Below are 26,332 nucleotides of genomic sequence, written 5' to 3' on the forward strand. Positions count from 1 at the left end.
AATCTTTAGTCTGGCTGGCGCCGGCCGTAAATGAGACTACGATAGTCTCCATCAAGTGCCGGGCAACGCTATCCATAGGGTGTTGTTTTTGTGGGCACCCGTTGGGCATACATTCAATTGACTGGTTCGGTTACCGGTTTCGCCGGGTGCCCAGGCTTTCAGGGGGCGAACCAGCAACAACTTTTGAAGTATTTACGGTGGGGTCTTCATCGTAAGCGTGGACGTATGCAGGAGCGGTAATGGCAGTCAAGGAAGTGCTGCAAACCCTTAAAGGCGTATTTGCCTGCCTGTCGGGTGCGGTTGTGGTCCTGGATCGATCTGCACGGGTCGTGTTGGGCAACCCTGGGTTTTCAACGTTGCAGTATCAGAACGGCGTCCCTCCCGAGACAAACACCGAGTTTCTCTCCTTGCTGCGCCCGCAAGACAGCCAGCTTTTTTATGCTGCGCTGGAAAAGGCCGATGGGCAATCCCGTGTGTGTTTCGAGGCTACCGCGAGGCAGTCCGGCCGGTTGAACCTGTCGATGACACCGTGGCGCGACGACTATTTTATCGTTGAAATCATTCCCCTTCCTGAGCCCCCAGCCGCGCATCCCCACAGCGAGCGCTTCTCCGAGATCCCCCTTGAAGCCATTTTCGACTCCTCCGGCACTGGCTTGGCCCTCGTGTCACTGGACGGTCGTTGGCTGAGGGCCAACAGCGTCATTTGCAGGTTGCTTGGCTACAGCGAGGCACAGCTGCAAAGCACCACGTTCATGGCCTTGACCCACCCCGAAGACCGCGAAGTGGGCAAGCAGCTGATAGAAGAATTGAAGGGCGGTGCACGGCAGGGCGCCACCTTGCATAAACGCTACATCCACCACGACGGCCAGGTTGTCTGGGTGCGCCTGACCGTGGGGCTGGTGCGGGACGACCAGGGGCAGCCGATCTGCTTTGTCTCCCAACTGGAAGACATCACCGAGAACTGGCAGCTTCGCGAAACCTTGCTGGGCAGCGAGCTGAAATTCCTCACCCTGGCGGAGAATTCACCCAACATCATTGTGCGCTACGATCGCAACCTGTTGCGTACGTACGTCAACCCGACGTTCCTGCTCTTGACCGGCATGTCTTATGACGAGGCCATAGGCGCCAGCCCCAGGGAGCAGCCCGGCGATTACCTCGATCATCTGCGTCATGTGGCATCCACAGGCCAGACCGCTCAATTCCTCAACAGTTGGCCGGCCGGCCCCGGTGGTGAAGCGGTGAGTTGTGTCGTCAGTCTGATGGCTGAGCGCAGCCCATCCGGTGAGGTGGCAGGCGTGCTGGCACTGGCCCACGACATCACTGAGTTGCGCAAACAGCAAGTGCTTGAAGACGCACGTCTGCGCATCTTCGAAACAATGGCCACGGGCGCCTCGCTGGACGAAACCCTGGGATTGCTGGTGAGTTATCTTCAACTGGCCTTGCCTCACTGTTCCTGTGGCGTAGTGCTTGCTGAACCGCAAAGCCTCGATTCGTCGGTATTCAAGCCTTCTTCCGCCTGCTGGTACGAGCCCATCCTCGACAATCAGGGGCAGACCCTTGGGGCTTTCGCGTTGTCGCGCTCGCCCGGTTCTGCGCTGGATGAGAGCGACCTGCAGCGCGTGCGCCAGACCTGCCACATTGCCGCGATTGCCATTGAACGCTGGCGCTCCGAATCCTTGCTCAGGGAGCGCGAGCGCCGCTACCGGGATATTTTCGACCATACCTTGGACATGTTGTGCCTGCTGGAGGCTGCGCCATGGGGTGATCTGCGCTGTGTCGAGGTCAATCCGGCCCTGTTGCAGGTGCTTGGGAAACCCCATGGCGAGGTTATTGGCGAGGCGCTGGCGTCGATCTTTGGCCGGCTCAACGCGGAAAAAATCCAGGCCCTTCATGACCAATGCAGGGCCGCCGAACGGGTGGTGGAGTCAGAGGAGGGCATGGTGCTGCGCAACGAAGTGCGCAACCTGCACTTTACCTTGGTGCCGGTGGCCGACTCGGGCAGCGTGGGCCCGCGGGTGTTGGTGATCGGTCGTGATGTGACCCATTTGACCCGGGCCCGACAGAAAGAACTGGAACGCCAGCACGACATCAACGCCCTGGTGGAAAACAGCCCGGACGCCGTCGCGCGCTTGAGTGTTCTCGGGGAGGTGCTCTACGTCAATGCGCAGTTGCGAAAATGGGTGGGCGGGGCCTGGCCGGAACTGATGGGCATGCCCATGGATGAAGTGGTGCCGCTGAACGCCCAGTCCCAGCTTTTTCGAGAATTGGTGGCCCAGGTGATTCGCCAGAACAAAGCCACGGAACAGGAGTTCCTATTGTCGGGTTTGAAAACCGCGCCCAAGGTGGTGTTGATCCACTTTGTTCCCGAGGTCGACGGCCAGCGCGTCGTCAGCGTACTGGCCGTCGGGCGCGATATTTCCAAGCTGCGCGCGGCGGAGCGGCGCCTGGCCAATTCCAACGCGCAATTGCGCGACCTGTCGACCCGCCGGGAAACGGCGCGGGAAGAGGAACGCAAACTGATTGCCCGGGAGATCCATGACGAACTGGGACAGCACCTGACGGCGCTGCGCATGGGCATCTCGTTGCTGAGGTTTCAGTTCGGCACCGATACGCCTGAACTCACCCCTCAGGTCGAGCGGTTGATGGCGCTGACCGACAAGACCATCCAGGTGGTGCGCAATGTGTCCACGAGCCTGCGCCCCTCCGCGCTGAACCTGGGGCTGGTGTCCGGTCTTGAATGGCTGACAGCCGAATTCGTCACCCTGACCCAGGTTCCCTGTGCGTTGAACCTGCCGCTGATTCCTCTGACCCTTCCGGATACCCACGTGACCGCGGCGTTTCGCATCGTGCAGGAATCGCTGACCAATATCGCGCGTTATGCCGAAGCGACGCAGGTCAGCGTCACCCTGAGCCCGCAGGAGACGCACTGGGTGCTCGAGGTCCAGGACAACGGCAAGGGCTTTGACCCGGATGCCGTCGGTCGCCAGACCCTGGGCTTGGCCGGCATGCGTGAGCGCGGCCTGATGCTGGGCGGCAAAGTGATCATTTTCAGTCACCCTGGACAGGGCACTACGGTCCAGGCGTTCATTCCGATGCACAAGGATAGGTATTGATGATTCGCATGCTGATCGCCGATGACCACACCATCATGCGCGAAGGGCTCAAGCAACTGTTCTCGCTGGTCGCCGACGTGCAGGTGGTGGCCGAAGCCGAGAGTGGCACGCAACTGATCGAACTGTTGCGCCAGGTCGAGATCGACCTGTTGCTGCTCGACATGAATATGCCGGGTATCAGCGGCGAGATTTTGATTGCGCGCCTGCATACCCAATACCCGAAACTGCCGATTCTGGTGTTGAGCATGCATAACGAAATCCATATCGCGCAACGGGCATTACGCGCCGGCGCGCTCGGCTACCTGACCAAGGACCGCGATCCCGAAACCCTGTTGGTCGCGATGCGTCGAGTGGTCAGTGGCCAACGCTACCTCGACCCCGGGCTGGCGGAACAGATCGCGCTGCAAAGCAGTGGCTTGAAGCAGCAGACCTTTGTCGAGAGTTTGTCCGATCGCGAGTTCCAGATCCTGCGCCTGCTGGCGCACGGCATGAGCGTCAACCAGATCGCCGAGCAGTTGGTCATCAGTAACAAGACGGTCAGTACCCATAAGACCCGACTGATGGAAAAGATGGGGTTCTCCTCCACCGCAGACATTGTGCGTTTCGCCATGACCCTGGGCATTTCGTGACAAGCCTAAGTGGGTAGGGATTTTCCTAGGCGGTTTTCCAGGATCCCTACCCCAGAATAGGGATGCTCCGATGGTGGCAGTGCCATTATCGGGCCAGTATCTCTTTCAAGCAGTCGAATGGCCGGTCAGGCCATGACGACAGGCCTTGACAGGGAGACAGACCGTGAGCGCACCGACACCACCCCCTTCCGCTGCTTTGACCCTGTTTCCGGTTGCGTTCGCGGGTCTGCTGGGCGGGCTTGCGATTGCCTGGAGCGAGCGCTTCAGCATGGGGTCGCTGGCCGCTGGTGGCGCGTTGTTTACGTTGTGTATCGGCATGGGCCTGTGGGCAAACAGCAGGTGCCAGGCGCAGTGGCGTGGCCTGCAACAGCAGCTCGATCAACCGGCATCCATTGCTCCGACGCTGGCCGTCGATAACGGCCTGGCGCAGGTATGCGTCAGCGTGCTGCCGATCTGGTCGCGGCAGATAGAAGCGGCGCGTTCGATCAGTGAGACCTCGATTCTCAGCCTCAGCGAGCGTTTTGGCACGCTGTCATCCAACATCAGCCACAGCGTCTCCAGCAATGGCGGCCAGGACGCTTCGCAACAATTGGTCGACTTGCTGGAGGTCGGCCAGCGTGACCTCAATTCCATCGTCGTGGCCCTGCGCGCCGCGCTCACCAACAAGGAGAATGAGCTCAAGGAAGTCATGCAGCTCTCGGGCTTCACCGAGCAGCTTCAGCAGATGGCCAAGTTCGTCGGCGACATCGCCAGTCAAACCAACTTGCTTGCCCTCAACGCGGCTATCGAGGCTGCGCGAGCCGGGGAGGCGGGGCGAGGGTTTGCGGTGGTCGCCGATGAAGTGCGCAAGTTGTCGAGCATGTCCGGCGAGACCGGGCGCAAGATCAGCGAAACCGTGATCACCGTCAACGCCGCCATCGCCCGCACGGTGCAGATGTCCCGCCACCACGCCGAACAAGACACCCTGACCCTCGCCGATTCGGAGCGCGTGGTGTCGGAGGTTATCGAACATTTTCGCGCAACCGCCCAGACCATTGTGCGCAACAGCCATGACCTGCAGCAGCAGAGCGCCAATGTCGCCGACGAGATTGCCCAGGTGCTGGTTGCCCTGCAGTTCCAGGACCGCGTCAGCCAGATGTTGACCTTGATTACCCGCGACCTCGACAAGTTGCAGCAGCAGTTGGACGAACGTCATGAGTCGAGCCTCAGCGGACAATCCCTGGCGCCGATGAGCAGTGACCGTTGGCTGCAGGAGCTGTCAACGGCCTACACCATGCCGGAGCAGCACGCCATTCATGGCGGTAAAGCGCCTGCCCAGGCCGCTGCCAACGAAATCACGTTTTTCTAGAGGAGTTTTTCCGATGAGCAAGACCATTCTGATCGTCGACGACTCGGCCTCCATCCGCCAGGTGGTGAGCATCACGCTCAAAGGCGCCGGTTACGACGTGATCGAAGGCTGTGATGGCAAGGACGCCCTGAGCAAACTGGACGGCCGCAAAATCCACCTGATTGTCAGCGACGTGAACATGCCCAACATGGACGGCCTCAGTTTCGTCAAGGCGGCCAAGCTGTTGCCGGCCTACAAGTTTACGCCGGTCATCATGCTGACCACCGAAGCCAGCGATGCGATGAAGCAGCAAGGCCAGGCCTCCGGCGCCAAGGCCTGGATGGTCAAGCCATTCCAGCCTGCGCAAATGCTGACCGCCGTCTCCAAGTTGATCCTGCCATAGCGATGACCAGCGACCGCTGGCCAGGAGGTTTACATGAAAAGCGCCGTCCCGATGCTACGTCGAATCCAAGTCATGGAAGGCCCCCTGACGATCTACACGGCTGCCGAGCAAAAGGACGTGCTGTTGTCGTTGTTTCCCCTGGCCCATGAAGTGGAGTTGGACCTGTCCAGTGTCGATGAACTCGACAGTGCCGGTTTGCAGCTGTTGATCCTCATCAAGCGCGAGTCTCTCAAGGAAGGCACCCAGTTGTTGCTGAGCAACCCCAGTTCGACGGTGAGCGAAGCCTTTCGCCTCAGCGGCCTTGACGACTACTTCACCAATGCGAGTTTCACCCAGTCGGTCGGAGCGTAAGCGTATGAACATGGATGACGTGCTGCAGACGTTCATTGCCGAAAGTCGCGAGCTTCTGTTGCAAATGGAAGATGCGCTGCTGCAGATCGAGAAGTCGCCCCAGGACCTGGACACCATCAACGGCCTGTTCCGTGTGGCCCACACCATTAAAGGTTCGGCCGGCCTGTTTGGCTTGATGCCGATCGTTGAGTTCACCCACGTCGCAGAAAGCGTGCTGGACCGGGTGCGCAGCCTGGAAGTGCGCGTCGACGAGGCGTTGAGTGCGTTGTTCCTCGACGCCCGTGACCATATCGGCCAATTGATCGACCTGCTGGCCGAAGACGGCAACCTGGATCGCCTGGACGAACCGGTGCGGGCTCAGGGTCAAGCGCTCATTGAGCGGCTGTCGCTGTATCTGGACGCTGCGGTCTCGACCCCGGCGCCGGCCCTTCAAGCGCCGGCGCCGGCGGATGAGCCAGGCGGCAGTCCCGGCCATTGGCATTTGTCGCTGCGCTTTGGCCCGGATGTGTTGCGCAATGGCATGGACCCCTTGGCGTTCCTGCGTTACCTGAGCACACTGGGGCGCTTGCTGCATACCGTTACCTTGTTCGATGGATTGCCGCCCATGACCGCCATGGACCCGGAGACCAACTACCTCGGGTTTGAACTCGCACTGGCCAGCGACGCTTCCCTGGAGGTCATCGACGGCGCCTTTGATTTTGTCCGCGAGGACGCGCTGGTTCGCATCCTTGCACCGAATGCCACGGTGCAGGCGTGTCGGACCCATCTCGACGGCTTGCCGGAAGACAACGCCACGCTGGTCGAGCTGCTGGTGCGTTGCGGCACATTGACCGAGGCCCAGGCCTTGCTCGTGACCCAGGATGCCGAGCAGGCACCGGTCGAAACGCGCAGCGAGCCTGATGTCCAGGAGTCGACAACGCCGCCGGTCAAGGCCGGCAAAAGCGCGGCGAGTAACGAAGGCAACCTGATTCGGGTCGATGCCGCCAAGCTGGACCAACTGATCAACCTGGTCGGCGAGCTGATCATCGCCGGTGCCGGCGCCAACCTGGTGGCGGTACGCAGTGGGATTGGCGAGATGATCGAATCCACCAGCCTGTTATCGCGGCTGGTCGAGGAAGTCCGCGACTCGGCGCTGACCCTGCGCATGGTGCAGATCGGCGCAACCTTCACGCGGTTCCAGCGTGTGGTGCGGGACGTCTCCAAAGAGTTGGGCAAGGACATCGTGCTGCACATCGGCGGCGGTGAGACCGAGCTGGACAAGACCGTCGTCGAACGCATTGGCGACCCGCTGACCCATTTGGTGCGCAATGCCATGGACCACGGCATCGAGCCGGCGTCGACGCGCCTCCAGCGGGGCAAGCCGGCCCAGGGCACGGTACGCCTGAATGCCTATCACGAATCCGGCAGCATCGTGATCGAGGTGTCCGACGACGGCGGTGGCCTGGCCAAGGACAAGATCCTGGCCAAGGCCCGTGAGCGCGGGTTGGTGGGAGAGGGCCAGCAGCCGTCGGACAAAGACATCCTGAATCTGATTTTCGAGCCGGGATTCTCCACCGCCGACCAGGTCAGCAACCTGTCCGGCCGTGGCGTAGGCATGGACGTCGTGAAGCGCAATATCACGGCGTTGCGCGGCAGCGTCAGCCTCGAGAGCGAAGTCGGGCAGGGCACCACGGTGCGCATCCGCCTGCCGCTGACGCTGGCGATCATTGACGGTTTCCTGATCGGCGTGGGCAAGGCTTCTTACGTGATTCCGCTGAACATGGTGGAGGAGTGCATCGAGCTGGCCCCTCAGCGGGGCACCGAAACCGGCTACCTGGACCTGCGGGGCGAGGTGCTGCCGATCCTGCGGCTGCGCGACATGTTTGATGTGCAAGAGCCTGGAGGCAACCGGGAAAACGTGGTCGTCGTGCAATACGCAGGTTTGCGTGCCGGCCTGGTGGTCGATCGCCTGCAGGGGGAGTTCCAAACCGTGATCAAGCCACTGGGCAAAGTGTTTGGTGATGCCCATGGGCTGGGCGGGTTCACCATCCTCGGAAGTGGAGCCGTTGCGCTGATCCTGGATATCCCGAATTTGCTAGGACAGGTTGCCAAGGAAACCCCCCATCGTTCGATCCCAAGCCCTTTATCGACTCATTGAAGCGTCATCAGGAGTGCCTCGCCATGACTGTTATCAGAAATATCATGTTGCTGGTTTTCACAGCCATGCTGGGTGTCTTCGTGTTGGGTGGCACCAGCCTGTACCTGGCCGGTGAAATCAATACGAGTGCCAGCTATGCCAACGTCAATACGGTGCCCAGCCTGTTGGAGATCGACCGCGCCGCCGCGGCCTTCACCGACCTGCACGCCTTGCAATGGCAACGCTTGAACGAGACCGACAAAAACAGCGTGGCGGCTTACGCGGCCAGCGTGGCGCAGGATTTCAGCGCCGTTGGCAAAGCCCTGGATCGCTATCAGGCCGAGTTGACCTCCGACGAGCACGATGCGGCGTTGTTGAAACAACTGCGCGGCCACTTGGCTGAGTTTGCGGCGTTGCAGACCCACTTCGACAAGCTCATCGATGACGGTGACCAGGCCTCGGCCCGTGCATTGATCGAGACGAGCCAGCGCCTGCAGACCGCCGTGCTCTCGGCGATCGGCGAGCTGCGTGAATACAACCTGGAACTGGGGCGCAAGGGCCAGGTGCTCGCCACCACCACCGAGAAGAACGCACGCACCCTCATCCTGCTGGTGAGCGGCCTGACCCTGGTGGCTACCCTGCTGATCGGCGTCTTGCTGGGGCGCAATCTGATGCGCCGGCTCGGGGCGGAACCTACCGTGGTGCAAGCCTATGCGGCACGCCTATCGGCCGGCGAGTTGAATGCCAAGGCAACGCTCAAGGCGGGAGACACCACCAGCCTGATGGCGAGCATGCAGCAGTTGGGCGCGAACCTGCATGAATTGATCGTGGAGATGGACCGTATGTCCAGTGAGCACGACAAGGGCGAGATCGATGCACAGATCGATGCCGGCCGCTTTCATGGCAGTTACCGCTCCATGGCCCAGGGCATCAACGATATGGTCAACGGCCACATCGCGGTGAAGAAAAAAGCCATGGCCTGCATACGTTCCTTCGGTAACGGTGACCTGTCTGCACCCTTGGAGCAGTTTCCGGGCAAAAAAGCCTTTATCAACGACAACATCGAGCTGTTGCGCACCAACATCCTGGCGCTGATCAATCAAATGCAGCACATGTCCAGCGAGCATGAAAAAGGTGACATTGACGTGATGATCGATGTCGAGGGCTTCTCGGGTTCGTACCGGGATATCGGCCAGGGCATCAATGACATGGTCAACGGCCATATCAACGTGAAGAAAAAGGCCATGGCCTGTATTCGCGCGTTCGGCGAAGGGGATTTGTCCGCGCCCCTGGAGCGTTTCCCCGGCAAGAAAGCCTTTATCAATGAAAACGTCGAGCAACTGCGCGCCAATATCCTGGCCCTTGTGGAAGACACCAGCGAGATCAGCGACAGTGCGCTGATCGGCAAGCTGGACACCCGCCCTGACGCCGCCCGGCACCAGGGCGATTTCCGCCGCATCATCCTCGGTATCAACGGTTCTCTGGACGCGATCATCGTACCGATCACCGAGGCCATGGAGGTGCTGTCGGCGATGGCCGCCGGCGACCTGACCCGCAGCATTACCGGCGACTACCAGGGCAAGTTCCTGGAGCTGAAGCACTCGGTCAATGGCACCGTGGAAAAACTCTCGGAAATCATCGGCGAAGTGCGCGGCTCGGCGGACTCGCTGTCGAGCGCTTCGGAAGAGATCTCCGCCACCGCCCAAAGCATGGCCCAGTCGGCTTCCGAGCAGGCGGCATCGGTCGAACAGACCTCGGCGTCGATGGAGCAAATGTCGGCGTCCATTTCCCAGAACACCGAAAATGCCAAGGTCACCGACGGCATGGCGGGCAAAGCCAACAAGGAAGCCTCGGAAGGCGGTCGAGCCGTGAAGGACACCGTGGCAGCGATGAAAACCATTGCCGAAAAAATCGGCATCGTCGATTCCATTGCCTACCAGACCAACTTGCTGGCGCTCAACGCGGCGATCGAAGCGGCACGGGCCGGCGAGCACGGCAAAGGCTTTGCGGTGGTCGCGGCCGAAGTGCGCAAACTGGCGGAGCGCAGCCAGATTGCCGCACAGGAAATCAGTGAGGTGGCCAAGAACAGCGTGGCCCTGGCCGAACGGGCGGGCAACCTGCTGGACGAGATTGTGCCGTCGATTGCCAAGACCTCCGACCTGGTGCAGGAAATTGCGGCTGCCTCGGAAGAACAATCCATCGGTTCCGAACAAATCAACAGCGCGATGTCGCAGATGAGCCAACTGACCCAGCAAAACGCGTCGGCCTCCGAGGAGCTGGCGGCGACGGCCGAGGAAATGAGTGGCCAGGCCGAGCAGCTGCAGGAACTCATGGGGTTTTTCACCGTGCAAAGCAAACGTGTCGGGCGCAATGTCTCGATGCCCCAGATCAGCCGAGCCATGTCCACGCAGGACCTGGACAGTCGCTCCTCGGACGGTGGTTTCGTCCGCTTCGGGAGTTGACCCATGGGCACCTCAGCCGGCATGCAGGGCGCTGTCGAAGCTGCGTCGCCAGTGGATGAACCCTTGCAGTACCTGACCTTCCTGGCGGCCGAGGAGATGTACGCGGTCAATACCCTGAGTGTTCGTGAAATCATCGAATACAACCAGGTGACCAGCGTACCGATGATGCCGGAATTCCTGCGGGGGGTTATCAACCTGCGCGGCTCGGTGGTGCCGGTCGTGGACCTCAAGGCGCGTTTCGGCAAGGGCACGACGGTACTGGGCAGTCGCACCTGCATCGTCATCCTTGAGGCGGCGAAGGAGGGCGAATCCCAGGTCCTGGGGGTGGTGGTGGACTCGGTCAGCGAAGTGATCGAGATACTCGAGATCGATATCAAGCCCGCTCCGGCGTTCGGCAATCACATTCGCACCGACTTCATCGGGGGGATGACCAAGGTGCGAGGCGAGTTCGTCACGCTCCTGCAGATCGAGCATGTGCTGTGTGTCGATGAGATAGCCGGCCTGATCGCTGTCTAGGTATCTCCCCGGCGGATAGAGCTGTTGTGGTGAGCGGGCTTGCCCCGCGCCGGGGTGCGAAGCGCCCCTGATGAAGACGAAAACGTATGTGACCCGAGGTGAATCATGGCCCCACCCATCGACAGTCCAGGCAATGCCAGCGTCTCGAGCCCGAGCCAGTACCTCACCTTTGTGCTGGGGGAGGAGATGTTCGCCGTGGGCACGCTCAACGTCCGGGAAATCATCGAATACGGGCCGATCACCAGCGTGCCGTTGCTGCCTCCCAGCATACGCGGGGTGATTAACCTGCGCGGCGCGGCGGTGCCCGTGCTCGACCTGGGGGTGCGCTTTCGCGGCGAACGCACGGTGCAGACTCCAAGGACCTGCGTTGTGATCCTTGAGGTACAGGCCAATGCCCAGCGCAAGCCGGTGGGCATCATTGTCGATGCGGTCAGCGAGGTCCTGGAAATCGCCGACCAGGACATCGAACCCTCGTTGAATTTCGGCACCGATGTCAGGGCCGACTTTTTACTGGGCATCGGCAAACTGGAGAGCGGTTTCGTGCTGTTGCTGGACATCGGCCGCGTGTTGTCCCTGGAACAGGTCGATGCGCTGGTCAACCTTGAGTCTTCGCTACCTTCGATCGCCTGAACAGGCTGGGGGAATGTCCTGATGAACGTGATCCTCTCTGACGCCGAGTTCGTGCAGTTTCGTGACCTCATTTATCAAATCGCCGGCATCAGCCTGTCCGATGCCAAGAAACAGTTGGTGAGCGCTCGCCTGGCCAAGCGGCTGCAGGTGTTCAAGCTCAATACCTACGGTGCGTACTACAAGGTGTTGATGAAGGACAGCGTGGAGTTGCAGGTCGCGGTGGACATGCTGACCACCAACGAAACCTACTTTTTCCGTGAGCCCAAGCATTTTGATTTCCTGCGCGATGTCGCGTTGCCCGAGCTGCGGGGCAGCGGGCCGTTGCGCATATGGAGTGGCGCCTGCTCGACCGGCGAAGAACCCTACACCCTGGCAATGGTGCTGGCGGACAACCTCGCCGGCCGGCCCTGGGAGATTGTCGCGTCGGACATCAGCAGCCGGGTATTGGAAAAAGCCCGCCTTGGGCGTTATCCCCTCGACGGCATACGCGGCATCCCCGAGGCGCTGTTGAACAAGTATTGCCTCAAGGGCGTGGGCGCCAACCACGGTTGTTTCATGGTCGACCCGGCGCTGGCGGCGAAGATCGATTTCCAGTCGATCAATCTGAATAACCCGTTGCCGAAACTGGGGATGTTCGATGTGATCTTCCTGCGCAACGTGATGATCTATTTTGACAACGACACCAAAGTGCAGGTGGTCAAGCGCCTGGTCAGTCACCTCAAGCCGGGTGGGTACTTTCTGGTCAGCCATTCGGAGAGCCTCAACGGCATTACCGATCAGCTGCGGCTGGTCAAGCCTTCCATCTACCGGAGGCCGCATGCCTGACAGTCGACCGCCCAACGAGGTGTTCCTGAATCCCGGCGAGTGGTTTTTCGGCTCGGGTGCGATTCGCCTGCGTACGGTGCTGGGATCCTGTGTTGCATTGGTGTTCTGGCATCCCCGGCGCTTGCTGGGGGGCATGTGTCACTACCTGCTGCCACAGCGCGCCGTGACCAAACAGGGCGTCCTGGATGGTCGCTACGGCAACGAAGCCTTTGAACTGTTGCTCGCTCGAATACAGTCGATCAAGGCCCTGCCGACGGAGTTCAGGATCAGCGTATTCGGCGGTGGCAACATGTTTCCCGGGCTTGTGCGCTCGGACAATGATTACGTCGGCCAACGCAATGTCGAACAGGCCATGCGTCTGCTCGATCTGCATCAGTTGCGGTGTCAACACTTCCATGTGGAAGGCGTGGGTTATCGGACGATTGTGTTCGATCTGGCCAACGGCGAAATCGAACTCAACTACCTGGCCTTGAAGTGAACCCCCAGCAGCCCTCATGGAGAACGTGCGACATGAGCCTTATCAAAGTGCTGATCATTGATGATTCCGCCGTGGTGCGTCAGGTACTCACGGCGACCCTGGGGCAAGACCCCGCTATTGAGGTTATCGGCGCGGCGGCAGACCCGGTGTTCGCCATGGACAAAATGAACAAGCAATGGCCGGATGTGATTGTGTTGGACGTGGAGATGCCACGGATGGATGGCATCACGTTCCTCAAGAAGTTGATGGCCGAACACCCCACGCCCGTGGTCATCTGCTCCACCCTGACCGAAAAGGGCGCGGCCACCACCATGCAGGCACTGGCGGCCGGCGCGGTCAGCATTGTGACCAAGCCACAACTCAACCTGCGCCAGTTTCTCACCGACAGTGCCGATGAATTGGCGGGGGCCGTCAAGGCCGCTGCGCGGGCCAACATGAAGCGCATGGTGCCTTCCAGCGAACGCGCTCCCGCCAGGCTGACGGCCGACGTCATATTGCCGGCGGGCACCCAGGCAATGGCGCGCACCACCGAGAACATTGTCGCCATTGGGACGTCCACGGGCGGCACCCAAGCCCTGGAGTTGGTGTTGACCGCCTTGCCCAGGGTCTGCCCGGGCATCGTCATCGTGCAGCACATGCCCGAACACTTCACCGCCGCGTTTGCCGAGCGCCTCAATCGACTGTGCGAGATCGAGGTCAGGGAGGCGAAGAACGGTGACCGGGTTATCCCCGGTTGTGCACTGATTGCCCCTGGTGGCCGGCACATGGTGCTCAAGCGCAGCGGCGCCCAATACCAGGTGGAAATTGTCGACGGACCTCCGGTCAGCCGGCATCGACCTTCCGTTGATGTACTGTTTCGTTCGGTGGCCCGCAGTGCCGGGAGTAACGCGCTGGGGATCATCATGACGGGGATGGGCGACGACGGCGCCCGGGGCCTGAAGGAAATGCACGACAACGGCGCCCGCACCCTGGGCCAGGATGAAGAGTCCTGCGTGGTGTATGGCATGCCCAAGGAGGCGTTCAAACTGGGGGCCGTGGAGCGTGAGTTGCCCCTTGAGCAGATATCGGCAGCGATTCTGCACTCTATGCATCAGCGCCGCTGACGGTTCGGGGTTCTGTGCTGATTGATGAGGCGTTCCAGCAACCCGCCTCGGGCCAGCCTGGCGTTTCAGTATGGGTCATGGTGGGCTCAGGGCAGGGAATCAATGGCCTGTAACACCGCACAGGCGATGGTCTTCGTAATCGTTCGCCGCTGGGCGTTATCGAGCATCGGGCTTAACCAGGTGGGTAGACTGTTCAGCATGGGCAAGATGGCCGTGAGCGCGCCCTCGCGCAACGGCCCGCCCGGTGGATGGCCTGCCTGGCCGATCAGATCCATTATTTCCGACTCATAGGCACGCCTCAGGCGCTGGACGCTTGCCTGCATCGGGTCGCCCAGGCAATTGGCGTCCATGACCGCCAGCTTGAAGTGTCCGGTCATGTGTTCATGCAATTGAAGGTGACAGTCAATCAGTTGGGCCAGGCGTTGATCGGGTGCCAATCGGCGATTCTTGATGCCGTGCACCTGGGACAACAGGGTTTGATACAGCTCCATCAGCAGTTCGTAAAGCAGCGCCTCCTTGCTTTCCACATGGTGATAGATCGCCCCCGGGCTTATGCCGACATGGGCGGCGAGTTCACGCATGCTGACCTGGTTGAAACTGCGCTCCTTGAATAACTCCGAGGCTTTGCGCTGGAAGTCTGATCGGTTCAGCACACGCTTTGCCTCGGATTGCGCGCACGCCTGGCGCTCCGGTACACCGGCCACGGGTTCATGCCCCGGGCGCCTGCTGCCGGGCAATTTCCTGATTGCGCAGGATAAAGCGCTGCAACTTGCCGCTGGGGGTCTTGGGGAGTTGCTCGACGAACTCCACTTCCCGGGGATAGGCATGGGCGGCCAGGCGCTGCCTTACATGCAGGCGCAGTACTTCGGCCAGCTCGGCGCTGGGCTGATACTGGCTGTCGAGCACGACAAAGGCTTTGATCAGCTCGGTGCGTTGCGGGTCGGGCTTGCCGATCACCGCCGCCTCGATCACCGCCGGGTGTTCGATCAGCGCGCTCTCGACGTCGAACGGCCCGACGCGGTAGCCGGACGTGGTGATCACATCATCGTTGCGGCCGACGAAGCTGATACTGCCGTCGTCATTCAGCTCCACACTGTCGCCGCTCAGGTAATAGCGCCCCACAAAGGCCCGGGTGGGCATACCCAGGTAGCCGTCGAACCAGCACAGGGGCGAGCGTTCGCGATCCACCGCCAGGACGCCCGGCTGACCCGCCGGCAACTCCCTATGCGCGTCGTCCAGCACGACGATGCGGTAGCCGGGCACCGCATAACCCGCCGAGCCCTCACGGACCGGGTGACGCAAACCATGGTGATTGCACAACACCATGCCGATTTCCGTCTGGCCGTAATGATCGTGAATGGTCACGCCGAGTTGCTCGGCAAACCAGCGGATCACGTGTGGGTTGAGCGGCTCGCCGGCACTGCTGACGGCACGCAGGCGGCCGCGCACGGCGTCGGCGAACGCTGCCCCCTCGGCGATCAGCAGGCGGTACGCCGTCGGGGAGCCGGCCAGATTGCTGATGGCGTACTTGGCAATGACTCGGCACGTACTCTCCACCGTAAAAGGGCCGTTGTAGAACAGCGTGGCATGACCACAGGCCAGCGGGCCGGTCACCGCGTAATACAGGCCATAGGCCCAGCCGGGATCGGCCAGGTTCCAGAACCGGTCGTCCTGCTGCAGGCCAATGGAGTCGCGCATATAACCCTTGAAGGCCAGAATGGCGCGCAACGGCACTTCCAGAGGTTTGGCCGGCCCCGTGGTACCCGATGTGCACATCAGCAGGAATGGCGCGCTGGCGTCCAGCAGTACCGGTTCGCACTCGACGTCTTGGCCGTCGAGGATGCTCCAGAACGGGTAGTCGCCGGGGTTCTGCGGGCCCTCGCCGGTTACGATCACGCTTGGGCAGTTGCCGATCTCATCCAGCTTGGGACGGTTCTGCGCATCCGTCACGATCCAGCGCGCGTTGGAGCAGCCCAATCGTTGCTCGATCGCCTTGGGACCGAATGCGGTGAAGAGCGGTTGATAGACCGCGCCCACCCGCCAGGTCCCCAAGATGGCAATCAGCAGTTCAACCGTGCGCGGCATCAGGCCGGCAACCCGGTCGCCCGGTTTTACCCCTTGCTCGCGCAAAAAATGGCCGAAGCGGGCAGCGCTGGCCTGCAATTGGCTGAATGTGTATTGGGCGGCGCTGCCATCCTGCGCTTCGCAATACAACGCCACGGCGTCGTCGTGGGCGTGCCGGTCGCAACATTCGACGCAGGCGTTCAGGGCCGTCAGGTCGCCTTGCAAAGCCAGTTCGGCGGTCTGCTGGTAATTGAAGGATGTGGCCACAGCTTGATAATCACGCATAACGATACCTGGTTCTTATTGTTGGGTTTGTACGGCCAATAGTTGCGCTGCTCACGACTCGGCGCGGTGGCGCTAGCTGTCCATCATGTCGGCCGCTTGCTGGGTCGCCTGGCTGGTGCGGGTCGCCAGCTTGCGAACTTCATCGGCGACCACCGCGAACCCGCGTCCGGCGTCGCCTGCGCGGGCGGCCTCAATGGCGGCATTCAAGGCCAACAGGTTGGTCTGGCTGGCGATGCCCTGGATGGTGGCGACAATGTGCGTCAGCTTGCGCAGGGTCTCCTGCATTACTCGGTGCTGGTGTTCCTGAGCCTCACGCATGCTGTTTTCTTCATGGTGGGCATGGATATCGGTAATGGCGCCCACCACCCTTTGCGGGGAACCGTCCTCTGCGCGGCGCGTTTGCCCACGGCCACGAAACCAGCGGTAATTGCCACTGCTGTGCTTGAGCCGATAATCGACATCAAAGGGCGTTTTTCCGCTGCGGTCTTCGACGTGGGCGACAAACGCCGCGATTGCCCGCGCGCTGTCGTCTGGATGCAAGCGTGAGGTCCAGCTTTCCAATGTGTTGGGAAATTCCTCAACCGTGGTGTACCCCAGCAGTCGCCGCATTTGCGAAGACCACCAGATGGTGTTGTTCGGGTTCGCCGGGTCACCCGCCACCACCTCAATGTCCCAGAGCCCGTCATGGAGCATTTCACGGGAAATCTCGAAGCGTGTGGCCGCCAGTTCGAGTGACTCTTCGTGCAGGCGCTGTTCATGAATGTCACGCAGGCTTCCGCCGATGGCGACCGGTACCCCTTGCGCATCCCGGCGCGCGACACCGCTGATCCTGCACCAACGATAGTCACCGTCTGATGCAAGGGCCATGCGTACGTCCAGCGCAAAGGGCGTTCGCCCGCTGCGATCAGCCAGGTGCCGGGCCAGCGCGTCGAGCAGGCGTTGCCGGTCCGTCGCGTGCAGGTGCTCGTTCCAGCGGCCAAGTTGATCAATACCTTGGGTCGGGATCGACGCGGACCCTGTCCACTTCATAGCCCACTCCGGTGCGGGTGCAGCAATACCTGCCGGTTGCAGTTCCCAAAACAGTTCACCTGCGCCTTGGGCGATAAGTGCCCAGCGCGCTTCCTGCTCCTGTAAAAGCGCGTCGCGGCGGGCCAGGTGTTCGGCCAGTTGGGTGGCTTCCAATGCCAGCGCGTGTGTCTGTGCTTTCAGGGCTCGCCGCTCTTGCAGCAATGTCTCGACGCCCGCCAGGATGCGTCGCAATAACGGGTTGCTCGACGACAGCGGTGTACTCGCCTGGTCAGGCTCATCCAGTCTGTCGGCAAGCGGAGCCAATACCCAGCGGCTGGTTCGGCTGAAAAAGAGCATGGGGCACCTCTATCTCGGATCAAATGGGGGCAATCGCCATGGGCTGTGTGGGGGTGCGGGCAAGGGCCTGTCGGTCAAAGGCGGTCGCCCCTGGCAGCGCCTGCCAGGCCAGTGGGCCGGCGGCGATTTCCTGGGCGCTCAGCAGGCAGTGGTCGAGCTCACGCTGTAACGCGTCGGTGTCGAGGCCCTGGCCGATAAACACCAACTCCTGCCGGCAGTCGCCGACCACGCTGTCCCATTTGGCCCTGATGCCCTGCAGCCGGTATTCGTCCCGGGGCCATTGCGACGGCTCGATGAAGTTCCACCAGCGCCCGACATAGTCCCACTGGAACCGCTTGCCGCTTTGCACCAGCAGGCCGGTTTCCAGGTGGCGGCTGGCGAGCCAGAAGTAACCTTTGCTGCGCAGCAACCGCCCGTTGCTCCAGGGCTGCTGGAGAAAGTCGAGCAACCGCTGCGGGTGGAAAGGCGCGCGCTCACGGTACACCCAGGACGTCACGCCATAGGTGTCCGACTCGGAGACCGGCGCGTCGGTCGCCTCCATTTTCCGCATCCAGCCCGGCGACGCCGCGAGGCTGGGTAAATCAAACAGATGGGTGCCGAGCAGGCTGGCTGACGGGATGTTACCGTGGGCCATCGGCATGATCCGCGCCGTCGGGTTAAGCCCCGTGAGGATCGCCTGCACGGCCTGATACTGCGCTGCATCGATCAGATCCAGCTTGTTGACGAGAATGACGTTGGCGTACTCCACCTGTTCGATCAGCAGATCGGCCAGGTGGCGCTTGGGCGTGTCCGGCGTAGCGTCATCCTGGGCCACGGTGTCCGGCGATTCGAGCAGCTCCTGGAAACGACTGCCATCGACCACCGTCACCAAGGTGTCCAGGCGCGCCAGTTCGCTGAGGCTGAAGCCATCAGCGTCAAGGAGGGCGAACGTCTCCGCGACCGGCATCGGCTCGGAGATCCCCGTGGACTCAATCAGCAGGTAATCGAAACGCTGCTGGCGTGCGAGCATGCTGATCTGCTCGAGCAAATCGGCGCGCAGGGTGCAGCAGATGCACCCGTTGCTCATCTCGATCAACTCATCGCGACCACGGTGCAGCGCGACATCGCGCTGCACTTCTTCGGCATCGATATTGACTTCGCTCATGTCATTGACGATGACGGCCACGCGCAGGCCTTCGCGATTGCGCAGGATGTGGTTGAGCAGGGTGGTTTTGCCGGCGCCGAGGAAGCCCGAAAGGACCGTCACCGGCAGTCGGCTTGCCTGGGCGCCGTCTGTCATGGGTTCACCGCGCGCGGGCCGGCGGCCTTGTCCAGGTAGCTTTCGAACAGGTCGACCACCACAAAACCCTCATCGGCGGCATCTCCCCACAGGTCCTTCACGGCGAACTCGACGTGGTAGGTGGGTTGATGGGCTGCGCTTACATCGCCATGCCCAATCGCGTCGGGGAACGGCCATTTCTCTGACGTGCGGTGCAGGACCACGCCTTCCTTGCCGCGCACGTAGGCGGGCATGCGGATGTGCCCAGCCACATATTCGTCTCGCACCACCACCCGATCCCCCACCTCGAAGGGCGGCCGCCCCGTGATCGCCGGGCGGCCCTCGGCATGGGCGGGATTCGCCAGCTTGAAGTGGGAGCCCAAGGCCTGATCAAGCTCCGCCTGGGTGATCACGCCGGTTTCGACCAGCAGGGTGGCGGTCGCGATGACGTAGCGTTCGTAGTACTGGGTGCCGACATGCTGGCGCACATCCAGGCGTTCGACGGCGTGACGCACTTCGTCCACGCTGAACTTTTTCAAGTGGTCGGCACCGATGAACATCAAGCTGTAGGCCAGATGCTCCCAGTCCTGCTTGAACACCTGTTTGTAGCTCAGGCTGTTGATGGTGTGAGGGACTTTTCCAAAGCCTTGGAAACCGCCGAGATCGTGAAAGCCATCCATAATCAAAACTCCGGGAGTGAACGATGATGAGGTGTTGTTTTCAGCCCACGCGGGGCAGGGCGACGCCGATCAGCACGTCTTTGGTCACCAGCGCTTGAAGCTGCTCTTCGCTCATGTGTTCTGAGCCTTCCGGCCTGACCGGCAGCACCAGGTAGCGGCTTTCGGCGCTGGTATCCCAGACCTTGACCACCATGTCCCGGGGCAACTCCGTCCCCAGCTCGCGCAGTACCGTGCGCCCCTCCCGGACCAGGCGTGCGCGGAACTCGAAACCCTTGTACCACTCCGGTGGCAGGCCGAGGACCGGCCAGTTGGTGCAGGAGCACAGGCTGCAGACAATCACGTTCTTCAGCGTCGGCGTGTCCTCCAGAGCGACGATGTATTCGCCCTGGGGGCCGGTGTAGCCGAACTGGGCGCAGGCCGCGGTGCCGTCCTTGAGCAACAGTGCCCGGAACTGCGGATCGACCCATGCCTTGGCCACCACACGGGCGCCGTTCTCGGGGCTCCAGCCGTGCTCCATCAATTGCGTGAGCTGCTCGACATACCCCTCCGGGATGAGTTCCTTGCTCTTGAGGACTTGAAACAATGCCCAGGCTCTTTCGCCGGGCGTTGAAGTAGCTGTACTCATGGGGTCACTCCTATCAGTCAACACGGTGGTAAAGTCATTGGATTTCTTATTGTTCTACGGGCGCCGGCGGCGCCCGTAGACGGCTCAGAGCGTGCGCCAGTCCACGGAGGCTTCAAACGCCGCCGCAGCCTGGTAAAGGGTGCCTTCGGCATAGTGTCTGGCGACCAGCATCAGCCCGACGGGCAGGCCGTCGACCCGCCCGCATGGAATCGACAGGGCGGGATGCCCGGTGATGTCCTGTGGCGCGGTGTTGCCGATCATCTCCAGCGCGCGCGCCACGTACTCAGTGATCGAGCAGTCCGCCGGTGGGTGAGGTTGGGCAATGATCGGCGTGGTTGGCATCACCAGCAGGTCGTAGGTCTGCAGCGCCTTGTCATAGCCCTGCCGGGCAAAGCGCGCGAGGTTTTGCGCCTTGGCGTAATAACGTCCGTTGTAGTGGTTCAGCCCGTATTGACCGACGAACATGCACAGCTTGAGCGACGCGGACAATTGGTCGGCCTGCTCGCGCCAGCCCACCTGTTTGTCCAGCAGGCCGACATCGTAGAGGCCTTTCCAGTTAAAGCCCGCGCCGTTGCCATGCATCATCTGCATGGTCAAGCCTTCGCAGCCGATGGGGTGCCACAACGAGCCCGCCAGGTTGTGCTCGGGAACGGACACCGCCTCGACCTGCGCGCCCAACGCCTCGAGACGAGCGATGGCGTCACGCACTTTCTCGGCGACGCGAGGGTCCTGGTTGGCCAGTGCGAAGCCCTCTTGCAACACACCGATTTTGAGCCCGCGCACGCCCCTCGTCAGGTAGCTGTGATAGTCGTCGACTTGCGGCGCAGCCTGGCGCGGGTCAAGCCCATCCGCGCCGGCCATGGCTTGCAACATCAGCGCGTTGTCGCGCACGTTGGCGGTAATAGGGCCGACATGGTCGATCGTGGCTTCAATCGCCATGACCCCGGAGTAGGGCACCAGGCCGTGGGTCGGCTTCATGCCGTAGGTGCCGCAGAAGGACGACGGGATTCGGATGGACCCGCCTTGATCACCGCCAACGGCCATGTCCACCTCTCCGGCCGCGACCAACGCCGCACTGCCCGAGGAAGAACCGCCGGCGGCGTAACCGTGACGATGGGGGTTGTGCACGGGGGCCGGGTCAGAGGTGTGACTGCCGCCGGACAAACAGTAATGCTCACAGGTGGCCTTGCCCAGGATCGTCGCACCGGCATCCAGCAGGCGCGTGACCACGGTGGCGTCGAATGACGGCACGAAACCGGCCAGGGGCGCGGCGCCATTCATCAGCGGCACGCCTGCCAGGGCGATGTTGTCTTTCAGCGCGACGGTTTTGCCGGCCAGCAGGCCCTCCCGGGCCCCGCTCACTTCAGCCCGGTAGTACCAGGCGTTCAACGGGTTTTCCTTGTCCGAGGGCCGATAGCCCGAACTGCGCTCGTAGCGTACGGGCGGAACGAAATCAGGCAGCTCATCGACCAGGTCGTACGCGTCGAAACTCGGTTGCATCAGGTCCAGGTACTGCGCTGCCTGCTCCGGCGTCAGTTGCATGTGCAACTGGGTGGCGAGGTCCTGCAGTTGATCAAGCGTGGGTCGAATAATGGCCATGATTTTCCTTGATTTCATCGATGATCGGCGGGAAGACTTGAGGCTGTTCAAACACTTCCAGCACTTTCGGGGTCGGATCATTCCGGGTAGTAATGGAGAACAAATTAGGCCTCTTTTGCCACTGCGGCTTGGTTGAACAGGACACTCGCTTGGCTGAACAGGACAGCTCAGCCCGCTGCCACTTCATGGTCAGATGCCTGTCAAAAAGTGGCCCCGACCCCATGCGCTAGAGATGAGGGCCAAAAAATAATCGGGACGGATGGGGCGGTGCCGAGGGTCAGCTTTGCGCGACACCTGCATCACGCAACATGCCGGTCTGCGGGTGGCAGTTGATGTACTCGAACAGCTGGCTCTTGGCGTCCGAGACCGACACTTCGTGGTACAGCCGCAACTTCACCAGGCCGGCCGCCACGCGGAAGAAGGTGACAAAGATGCGCAGGTGGGTGGGATGGGATTCCGCCCAGCGTTCCAGTTTCTCGACCGAGCGCCAGTGGCCGATGTTGTAGCTCATGTCGAGGAAGTTGCCGTCGAGGTCGATATTGCGCACGAATCGATTGCTGTAGCAGCCCAGGGGGGCACCGTTATCGCGCAGGAAATCCATGCCGTCCTGCAATGTCGGCAAGATTTCGTCGAGGTACAGCGAGCGCTCGTCAGCCTCGGCGTCAGCCCAATCCTGGCCGGAGCGAATCAGCGCGATGTTGTCATGGCCCATGACGATGACGCGGCCACCTTTGGCCGGGTCTCCCAGCACCACCTTCAGCTCGCCCGTGGGGCTCATCCAGTCGGTCTGGGACGCCGGGAAACGATCGCGCATCGAGCCCCAGTAACCGTGCTCTTCGATCTCGCCGCTGGTGGTGTCCATGATCGCGCCCACCCCCGGCAACTGCGTCTGGAACGCATAGAGGGTTTCGAACTGCTCGGCACGCGGCGCGGTGATTTCGCGAAAATAACCCAGGCCGTCGTTCAGGCGATCCGGCGATGCCCACCAATCATTGACGGGCGGTGATCGCAGCCAGCGGCAATAGGCTGCGGCGTCCTTCCAGTAGCCGACGATCATCAGGTTGTCGTAGCCACTGTTGTCCGTGTGATGGGTCAAGTCGTGGGTCTGCGGGCCGTCGGGCAGGCTGAAGCTGCCGACGATGTCGCGCATGGCCTTAAGGGCACGCTCACGCTGCGCCTCACCGCGAAACTGCACGCCCAGGTAAGCCATCGCTACCTGCTTCAATTGTTCGCCAGCGCGGCCGACCCACATAGGGAAGGGCGGCTGGTAGTCCTCGGGCACCCGGCGGGACAACGTCCGTGGGCATCTAAGGTGTTTGTCGATCGCAGATTCCATGGGCGGCTCCTTGTTTTTTTCAGGTTCAGGCGTAACGGGCTGGACAGGCTGTGAGGTCATAGTCAGGCAGGTACGAACCGCCTCGCTTTGTTCGCCAGGACAACCGTTTGGTTGGAAAAGACAGATGCCCGATGCCAGGGCTCGGGCGCGATAAAGAGGGCTGGGCGTGGTCTGAATTTTGCTTTCCAAGATCGACCGGCAGCGTGTCGCTGCTTCAAGTCGTTGCATTAAGGTGAGTGCCATGGCTCAGAACAATCACTATTCCACCCTTGCCGTTTCGCAACCGCGTCGCTTCGATTATTGGAAAGAAGTGGTGTGTCGCCATTGTCTTATGGCCGACAGCAAACCCTCGACCCAGAGCGATTTCAACGGAACGCTCCAGGTCTCCGGCGTAGGGGCGTTGGATGTCTCCAGGCTGTCGTCCCCGCTGCACCATTGGGTCCGTTCCGAGCGGCATTTACGCAGTGGTCCCGCCGACGACCTGTGGCTGGGCTTCACCCTCAATGGGTATGGCGAACTTGAGCAAGAGGGGCGCAAGGCCACACTGGGCGCGGGTAATTTGTTCCTTTATGACGCAACCCGGCCGTTCCGATTCAGCCTGGGGGGGAGCGAAAACCACTTGATGCGCATCCCTCGGCAGTTGCTGACCGAGCGGTTGCCGCGTGTGGCGGAATGCACCGCAATGGTGCTGGATGACCGCCGCCCCGGTGTGGTGCCGTTGCGCGAGATGCTGCGCCAGATGGCGAACACTCCCGTGCTTCTGGAGGATGGAGGCATTTGCAATCGTTACTCCAACACGATAATTGACCTGCTCGCGATCAGCCTGGAACTCCAGGACCTGAAGACGACTCATCAGGAGTTGGATCTTTACGCGCGGATAATGACCTACATCCAGCACCACTTGAGCGAGCGAGAACTGTCGATCGAACTGATCGCCCAAGCCCACCACGTGTCCACCCGCACGGTGACCCGCGCATTCGCCCGTCATCAGAAAAGCCCGGTCGCGGAGATCTGGAAAGAACGGCTGAATGCCAGTCGCGCGGCTATCGAGTGCGGCCAGGTGCGCAGCGTTTCCCAAGCCGCACTGGACTTCGGTTTTTCCGATTTCTCCCACTTCAGTCATGCTTTTCGCAAGGCGTTTGGGGTTGCGCCGCACACGCTCTTGACGCGCAACTGATGGGCCCCCCAAAAAAAAGGCGGGGGTTATTGGCGTCCTGCTCGATAAAGTGGACGAGATGAAAGGGTTAAGTTGCTAGCGATCCCCTGCCCACCTCACGGACTTGCCCCTCGTAGCAGCTGCCGAGCGCAAGCGAGGCTGCGTTGGGCGCACTGCCGATTCAAGCCCGACGCGGCCGACGCCGCCTCGCCGGGGCTCGGCAGCTACGGGTTTGACAGGCGTCAAGGTGCTCCCAGTTCAGGAATGCTCGATCACCATCACCGCCGTGGTGTCCGCCTCAAGTGCCTCGAACACATGCGGCACATTCGCCAGGTAGCTGATGTAGTCGCCGGCGTTGAGCAACACCGGGCCACTCGCCGGGCCGATACGTGCACTGCCACTGCACAGCACCACATGCTCTACGGTGCCCTGCGGGTGAGGCTGAGACAGACGAACTTCGCCGGGCTGCACCTTGAGTCGGTAGATGTCGCGCTGTACGCCGGCCGGGCAATCGGCAAGCAGGGTCGCTGCGTAATGGGCCGTCTCGGCATAGGCGGTCATGCCCTCGTTGGCGCGAATCACCCGCAGGGCCTGCCGGGGTTGCTCGAAGAACCGGGTGACTTGCAAGCCCATGGCCATCGCCAGCGACCACAAGGTTTCGATGCTGGGGTTACCGATGCCCGACTCCAATTGAGACAAGGTCGACTTCGCTACCCCGGCGCGCTTCGCCAGCTCGGTCAAGGAAAGCCCGGCGGCCAGGCGCTCGCGCTTGATTGACAGCGCCAGCAGATCGATTCGAGTCAGATTATTTTTCGGCAGGTCGTTCGTTATATCGTTCATTTGTTTTATAAACCATCCCTAAATGGGTTGACGCTCTTGGGTACCATGTTCAGTATATCGGCCATACGTTCATTATAAGGTTGTATTTGCCAGCCTATTTCCCCGCGAACGGTGGCTTGGGCCATGGCGATGTCGATAGCAAGGAAGCCGTGAGTGATGAAGTCGCAAACCCGTGGGACGCTCGAAATGATCTCGGCCATGGTCATCTCCGGCACAGTCGGCTGGTTCGTCGTCATGTCGGGGCAGAGCCCGGAGGCGGTGGTGTTCTGGCGTTGCCTGTTCGGCGCCCTGGCGATGCTGGTCGCGTGCCTGGCGCTTGGGGTGCTGCGTCGCTCCCGGATCACTGCCCGGCAATTCCTTCTGGTGTGCCTGGGCGGGGTGGCGCTGGTCCTCAACTGGGTGCTGCTGTTCGGTGCCTACACCCATTCCTCTATTGCCATTGCCACGGTGGTCTACCACGTTCAGCCGTTCATGCTGGTCGGCCTGGGTGTACTGTTTTTTGCCGAACGCCTCAGCATCGCCAAGGTCGGCTGGCTGCTGTTGGCCTTCGCCGGGCTGATGCTGATCGTGTCCGCCAAGGGCCGTGGGCAGGCCACCGGTGCCGACTACGTGCTGGGCGTCTGCCTGGCCTTGGCTTCAGCCTTCTTCTATGCCGTGGCGGCGGCGATCACCAAGCGTCTCAAGGATTTGCCCGCGCACCTGATCGTGCTGATCCAGATGGTGGTCGGCGTGCTGGTGCTGGCACCGTTCGTGGACTTCACTGGGGGCGAAACGCTCAAGGGCGCCTGGACTTACCTGATCATTATCGGGGTGGTCCATACCGGGCTGATGTCGACCCTGTTGTACAGCGCCATCCAGAAAATCCCCACGGCACTGGTCGGGGCGCTGTCGTTCATCTATCCGATTGTTGCCATCCTGGTCGACTGGGTAGCCTTCGCCCATCCCCTCAGCACCCTGCAGGTGATGGGCGCAGGCGCGATCCTGCTGGCGGCGGCGGGCATGAATTTTGGCTGGTCGCTGGGCCGCGCGGGGCGTCAGGACGTGACCTAAGGTCGGGCGCCCAACCGCCATCGAGTCAAAAGACGTCACGCCAACCACTGGCGACGACGCACCTGGGAAGAACATCGATGAATACGCGTGGTTCTGGTGTCACGGCCTGTCATAATCCGGG

At 61.6% G+C, this 26,332-nt stretch carries 22 protein-coding genes and 4 pseudogenes; 15 read left to right on the forward strand and 11 right to left on the reverse strand.

Annotated elements, in window-relative coordinates; genetic code table 11:
- The first annotated feature begins 239 nt into the window (after window positions 1-239).
- From BB029_RS25960 to BB029_RS26015, 13 genes and pseudogenes are all read left to right on the forward strand, one after another.
- Window positions 240-3,113, forward strand: coding sequence for a PAS domain S-box protein (locus tag BB029_RS25960; RefSeq protein ID WP_065941356.1), 2,874 nt, complete (start codon window positions 240-242; stop codon window positions 3,111-3,113).
- Window positions 3,113-3,742, forward strand: a complete 630-nt coding sequence (locus BB029_RS25965) for a response regulator transcription factor (RefSeq protein WP_065927714.1) — start codon at window positions 3,113-3,115, stop codon at window positions 3,740-3,742. The genes BB029_RS25960 and BB029_RS25965 overlap by 1 nt, the downstream gene beginning before the upstream one ends.
- Window positions 3,743-4,058: 316 nt before the next feature.
- Complete coding sequence (locus BB029_RS25970; protein WP_256558451.1) at window positions 4,059-5,090, forward strand: methyl-accepting chemotaxis protein; 1,032 nt, start codon at window positions 4,059-4,061, stop codon at window positions 5,088-5,090.
- Between the two features lie 13 nt (window positions 5,091-5,103).
- Complete coding sequence (locus BB029_RS25975; protein ID WP_027605685.1) at window positions 5,104-5,472, forward strand: response regulator; 369 nt, start codon at window positions 5,104-5,106, stop codon at window positions 5,470-5,472.
- 33 nt (window positions 5,473-5,505) lie between these two features.
- Window positions 5,506-5,823 (forward strand): lipid asymmetry maintenance protein MlaB, encoded by a 318-nt coding sequence (locus BB029_RS25980; protein ID WP_027605686.1) that lies wholly within the window; start codon window positions 5,506-5,508, stop codon window positions 5,821-5,823.
- Between the two features lie 4 nt (window positions 5,824-5,827).
- Window positions 5,828-7,960 carry a chemotaxis protein CheA gene (locus tag BB029_RS25985; protein ID WP_065941357.1) on the forward strand — a complete coding sequence of 711 codons (2,133 nt, stop codon included), beginning with the start codon at window positions 5,828-5,830 and terminating at the stop codon, window positions 7,958-7,960.
- A 23-nt stretch (window positions 7,961-7,983) separates the two neighbouring features.
- Window positions 7,984-9,501: pseudogene (locus BB029_RS33905) on the forward strand (MCP four helix bundle domain-containing protein); the annotation flags it as partial.
- 63 nt (window positions 9,502-9,564) lie between these two features.
- Window positions 9,565-10,282: pseudogene (locus tag BB029_RS33910) on the forward strand (methyl-accepting chemotaxis protein); the annotation flags it as partial.
- Between the two features lie 122 nt (window positions 10,283-10,404).
- Entirely contained in the window at window positions 10,405-10,917 is a 513-nt protein-coding gene (locus tag BB029_RS25995) for a chemotaxis protein CheW (protein WP_371263367.1), read from the forward strand.
- A gap of 105 nt (window positions 10,918-11,022) precedes the next feature.
- The gene (locus tag BB029_RS26000; RefSeq protein ID WP_065941359.1) at window positions 11,023-11,547 is read left to right on the forward strand and encodes a chemotaxis protein CheW; all 525 of its coding nucleotides are present in this window, start codon (window positions 11,023-11,025) and stop codon (window positions 11,545-11,547) included.
- Between the two features lie 21 nt (window positions 11,548-11,568).
- Window positions 11,569-12,372, forward strand: a complete 804-nt coding sequence (locus BB029_RS26005) for a protein-glutamate O-methyltransferase CheR (protein WP_027605691.1) — start codon at window positions 11,569-11,571, stop codon at window positions 12,370-12,372.
- Window positions 12,365-12,850 carry a chemotaxis protein CheD gene (locus BB029_RS26010; RefSeq protein ID WP_065941360.1) on the forward strand — a complete coding sequence of 162 codons (486 nt, stop codon included), beginning with the start codon at window positions 12,365-12,367 and terminating at the stop codon, window positions 12,848-12,850. The genes BB029_RS26005 and BB029_RS26010 overlap by 8 nt, the downstream gene beginning before the upstream one ends.
- Window positions 12,851-12,882: 32 nt before the next feature.
- A complete protein-coding gene (locus tag BB029_RS26015; RefSeq protein WP_065941361.1) occupies window positions 12,883-13,953 on the forward strand; it encodes a chemotaxis response regulator protein-glutamate methylesterase in 1,071 nt (356 codons plus the stop codon).
- An 86-nt stretch (window positions 13,954-14,039) separates the two neighbouring features.
- Here the strand turns inward: BB029_RS26015 and BB029_RS26020 are convergent, their stop codons facing one another.
- The 10 genes and pseudogenes from BB029_RS26020 to BB029_RS26055 form a co-directional block, all read right to left on the reverse strand.
- The gene (locus BB029_RS26020; RefSeq protein ID WP_065941758.1) at window positions 14,040-14,603 is read right to left on the reverse strand and encodes a TetR/AcrR family transcriptional regulator; all 564 of its coding nucleotides are present in this window, start codon (window positions 14,601-14,603) and stop codon (window positions 14,040-14,042) included.
- A gap of 58 nt (window positions 14,604-14,661) precedes the next feature.
- Window positions 14,662-16,302, reverse strand: coding sequence for an AMP-binding protein (locus tag BB029_RS26025; protein WP_065941362.1), 1,641 nt, complete (start codon window positions 16,300-16,302; stop codon window positions 14,662-14,664).
- Window positions 16,303-16,398: 96 nt separating this feature from the next.
- Window positions 16,399-16,668 (reverse strand): annotated as a pseudogene (locus tag BB029_RS34345) (methyl-accepting chemotaxis protein); the annotation flags it as partial.
- Window positions 16,654-17,667 (reverse strand): annotated as a pseudogene (locus BB029_RS34060) (PAS domain-containing protein); the annotation flags it as partial. The pseudogenes BB029_RS34060 and BB029_RS34345, both read right to left, overlap by 15 nt.
- A 19-nt stretch (window positions 17,668-17,686) precedes the next feature.
- On the reverse strand, window positions 17,687-18,946 hold the full coding sequence (locus BB029_RS26035; protein ID WP_065941364.1) for a GTP-binding protein: 1,260 nt from the start codon (window positions 18,944-18,946) through the stop codon (window positions 17,687-17,689).
- Window positions 18,943-19,605: a nitrile hydratase subunit beta gene (nthB, locus tag BB029_RS26040; protein WP_027605698.1), complete on the reverse strand. Its 663-nt coding sequence runs from the start codon at window positions 19,603-19,605 to the stop codon at window positions 18,943-18,945. Before nthB ends, BB029_RS26035 begins: the two co-directional genes overlap by 4 nt.
- Before the next feature lie 40 nt (window positions 19,606-19,645).
- Window positions 19,646-20,230 carry a nitrile hydratase subunit alpha gene (gene nthA / locus BB029_RS26045; RefSeq protein WP_065941365.1) on the reverse strand — a complete coding sequence of 195 codons (585 nt, stop codon included), beginning with the start codon at window positions 20,228-20,230 and terminating at the stop codon, window positions 19,646-19,648.
- Between the two features lie 84 nt (window positions 20,231-20,314).
- On the reverse strand, window positions 20,315-21,829 hold the full coding sequence (locus BB029_RS26050; RefSeq protein WP_065941366.1) for an amidase: 1,515 nt from the start codon (window positions 21,827-21,829) through the stop codon (window positions 20,315-20,317).
- Window positions 21,804-22,016: a hypothetical protein gene (locus BB029_RS33415; RefSeq protein ID WP_168166842.1), complete on the reverse strand. Its 213-nt coding sequence runs from the start codon at window positions 22,014-22,016 to the stop codon at window positions 21,804-21,806. Before BB029_RS33415 ends, BB029_RS26050 begins: the two co-directional genes overlap by 26 nt.
- A 90-nt stretch (window positions 22,017-22,106) precedes the next feature.
- Window positions 22,107-23,165: a phenylacetaldoxime dehydratase family protein gene (locus tag BB029_RS26055; protein WP_065941367.1), complete on the reverse strand. Its 1,059-nt coding sequence runs from the start codon at window positions 23,163-23,165 to the stop codon at window positions 22,107-22,109.
- A 241-nt stretch (window positions 23,166-23,406) separates the two neighbouring features.
- Here BB029_RS26055 and BB029_RS26060 point away from each other — a divergent pair, with 241 nt between their 5' ends.
- The gene (locus BB029_RS26060) at window positions 23,407-24,342 is read left to right on the forward strand and encodes a helix-turn-helix domain-containing protein (protein WP_065941368.1); all 936 of its coding nucleotides are present in this window, start codon (window positions 23,407-23,409) and stop codon (window positions 24,340-24,342) included.
- Window positions 24,343-24,579: 237 nt separating this feature from the next.
- Here the strand turns inward: BB029_RS26060 and BB029_RS26065 are convergent, their stop codons facing one another.
- Window positions 24,580-25,161, reverse strand: a complete 582-nt coding sequence (locus BB029_RS26065) for a helix-turn-helix domain-containing protein (protein ID WP_065941369.1) — start codon at window positions 25,159-25,161, stop codon at window positions 24,580-24,582.
- Window positions 25,162-25,317: 156 nt separating this feature from the next.
- On the opposite strand from BB029_RS26065, the gene BB029_RS26070 reads away from it, so the two are divergent.
- Window positions 25,318-26,211: a DMT family transporter gene (locus BB029_RS26070; protein ID WP_065941370.1), complete on the forward strand. Its 894-nt coding sequence runs from the start codon at window positions 25,318-25,320 to the stop codon at window positions 26,209-26,211.
- The last annotated feature ends 121 nt before the right edge of the window (window positions 26,212-26,332 follow it).

Origin of the sequence: Pseudomonas sp. S3E12, from assembly GCF_001702295.1 — a bacterium.
Taxonomy (GTDB): domain Bacteria; phylum Pseudomonadota; class Gammaproteobacteria; order Pseudomonadales; family Pseudomonadaceae; genus Aquipseudomonas; species Aquipseudomonas marginalis.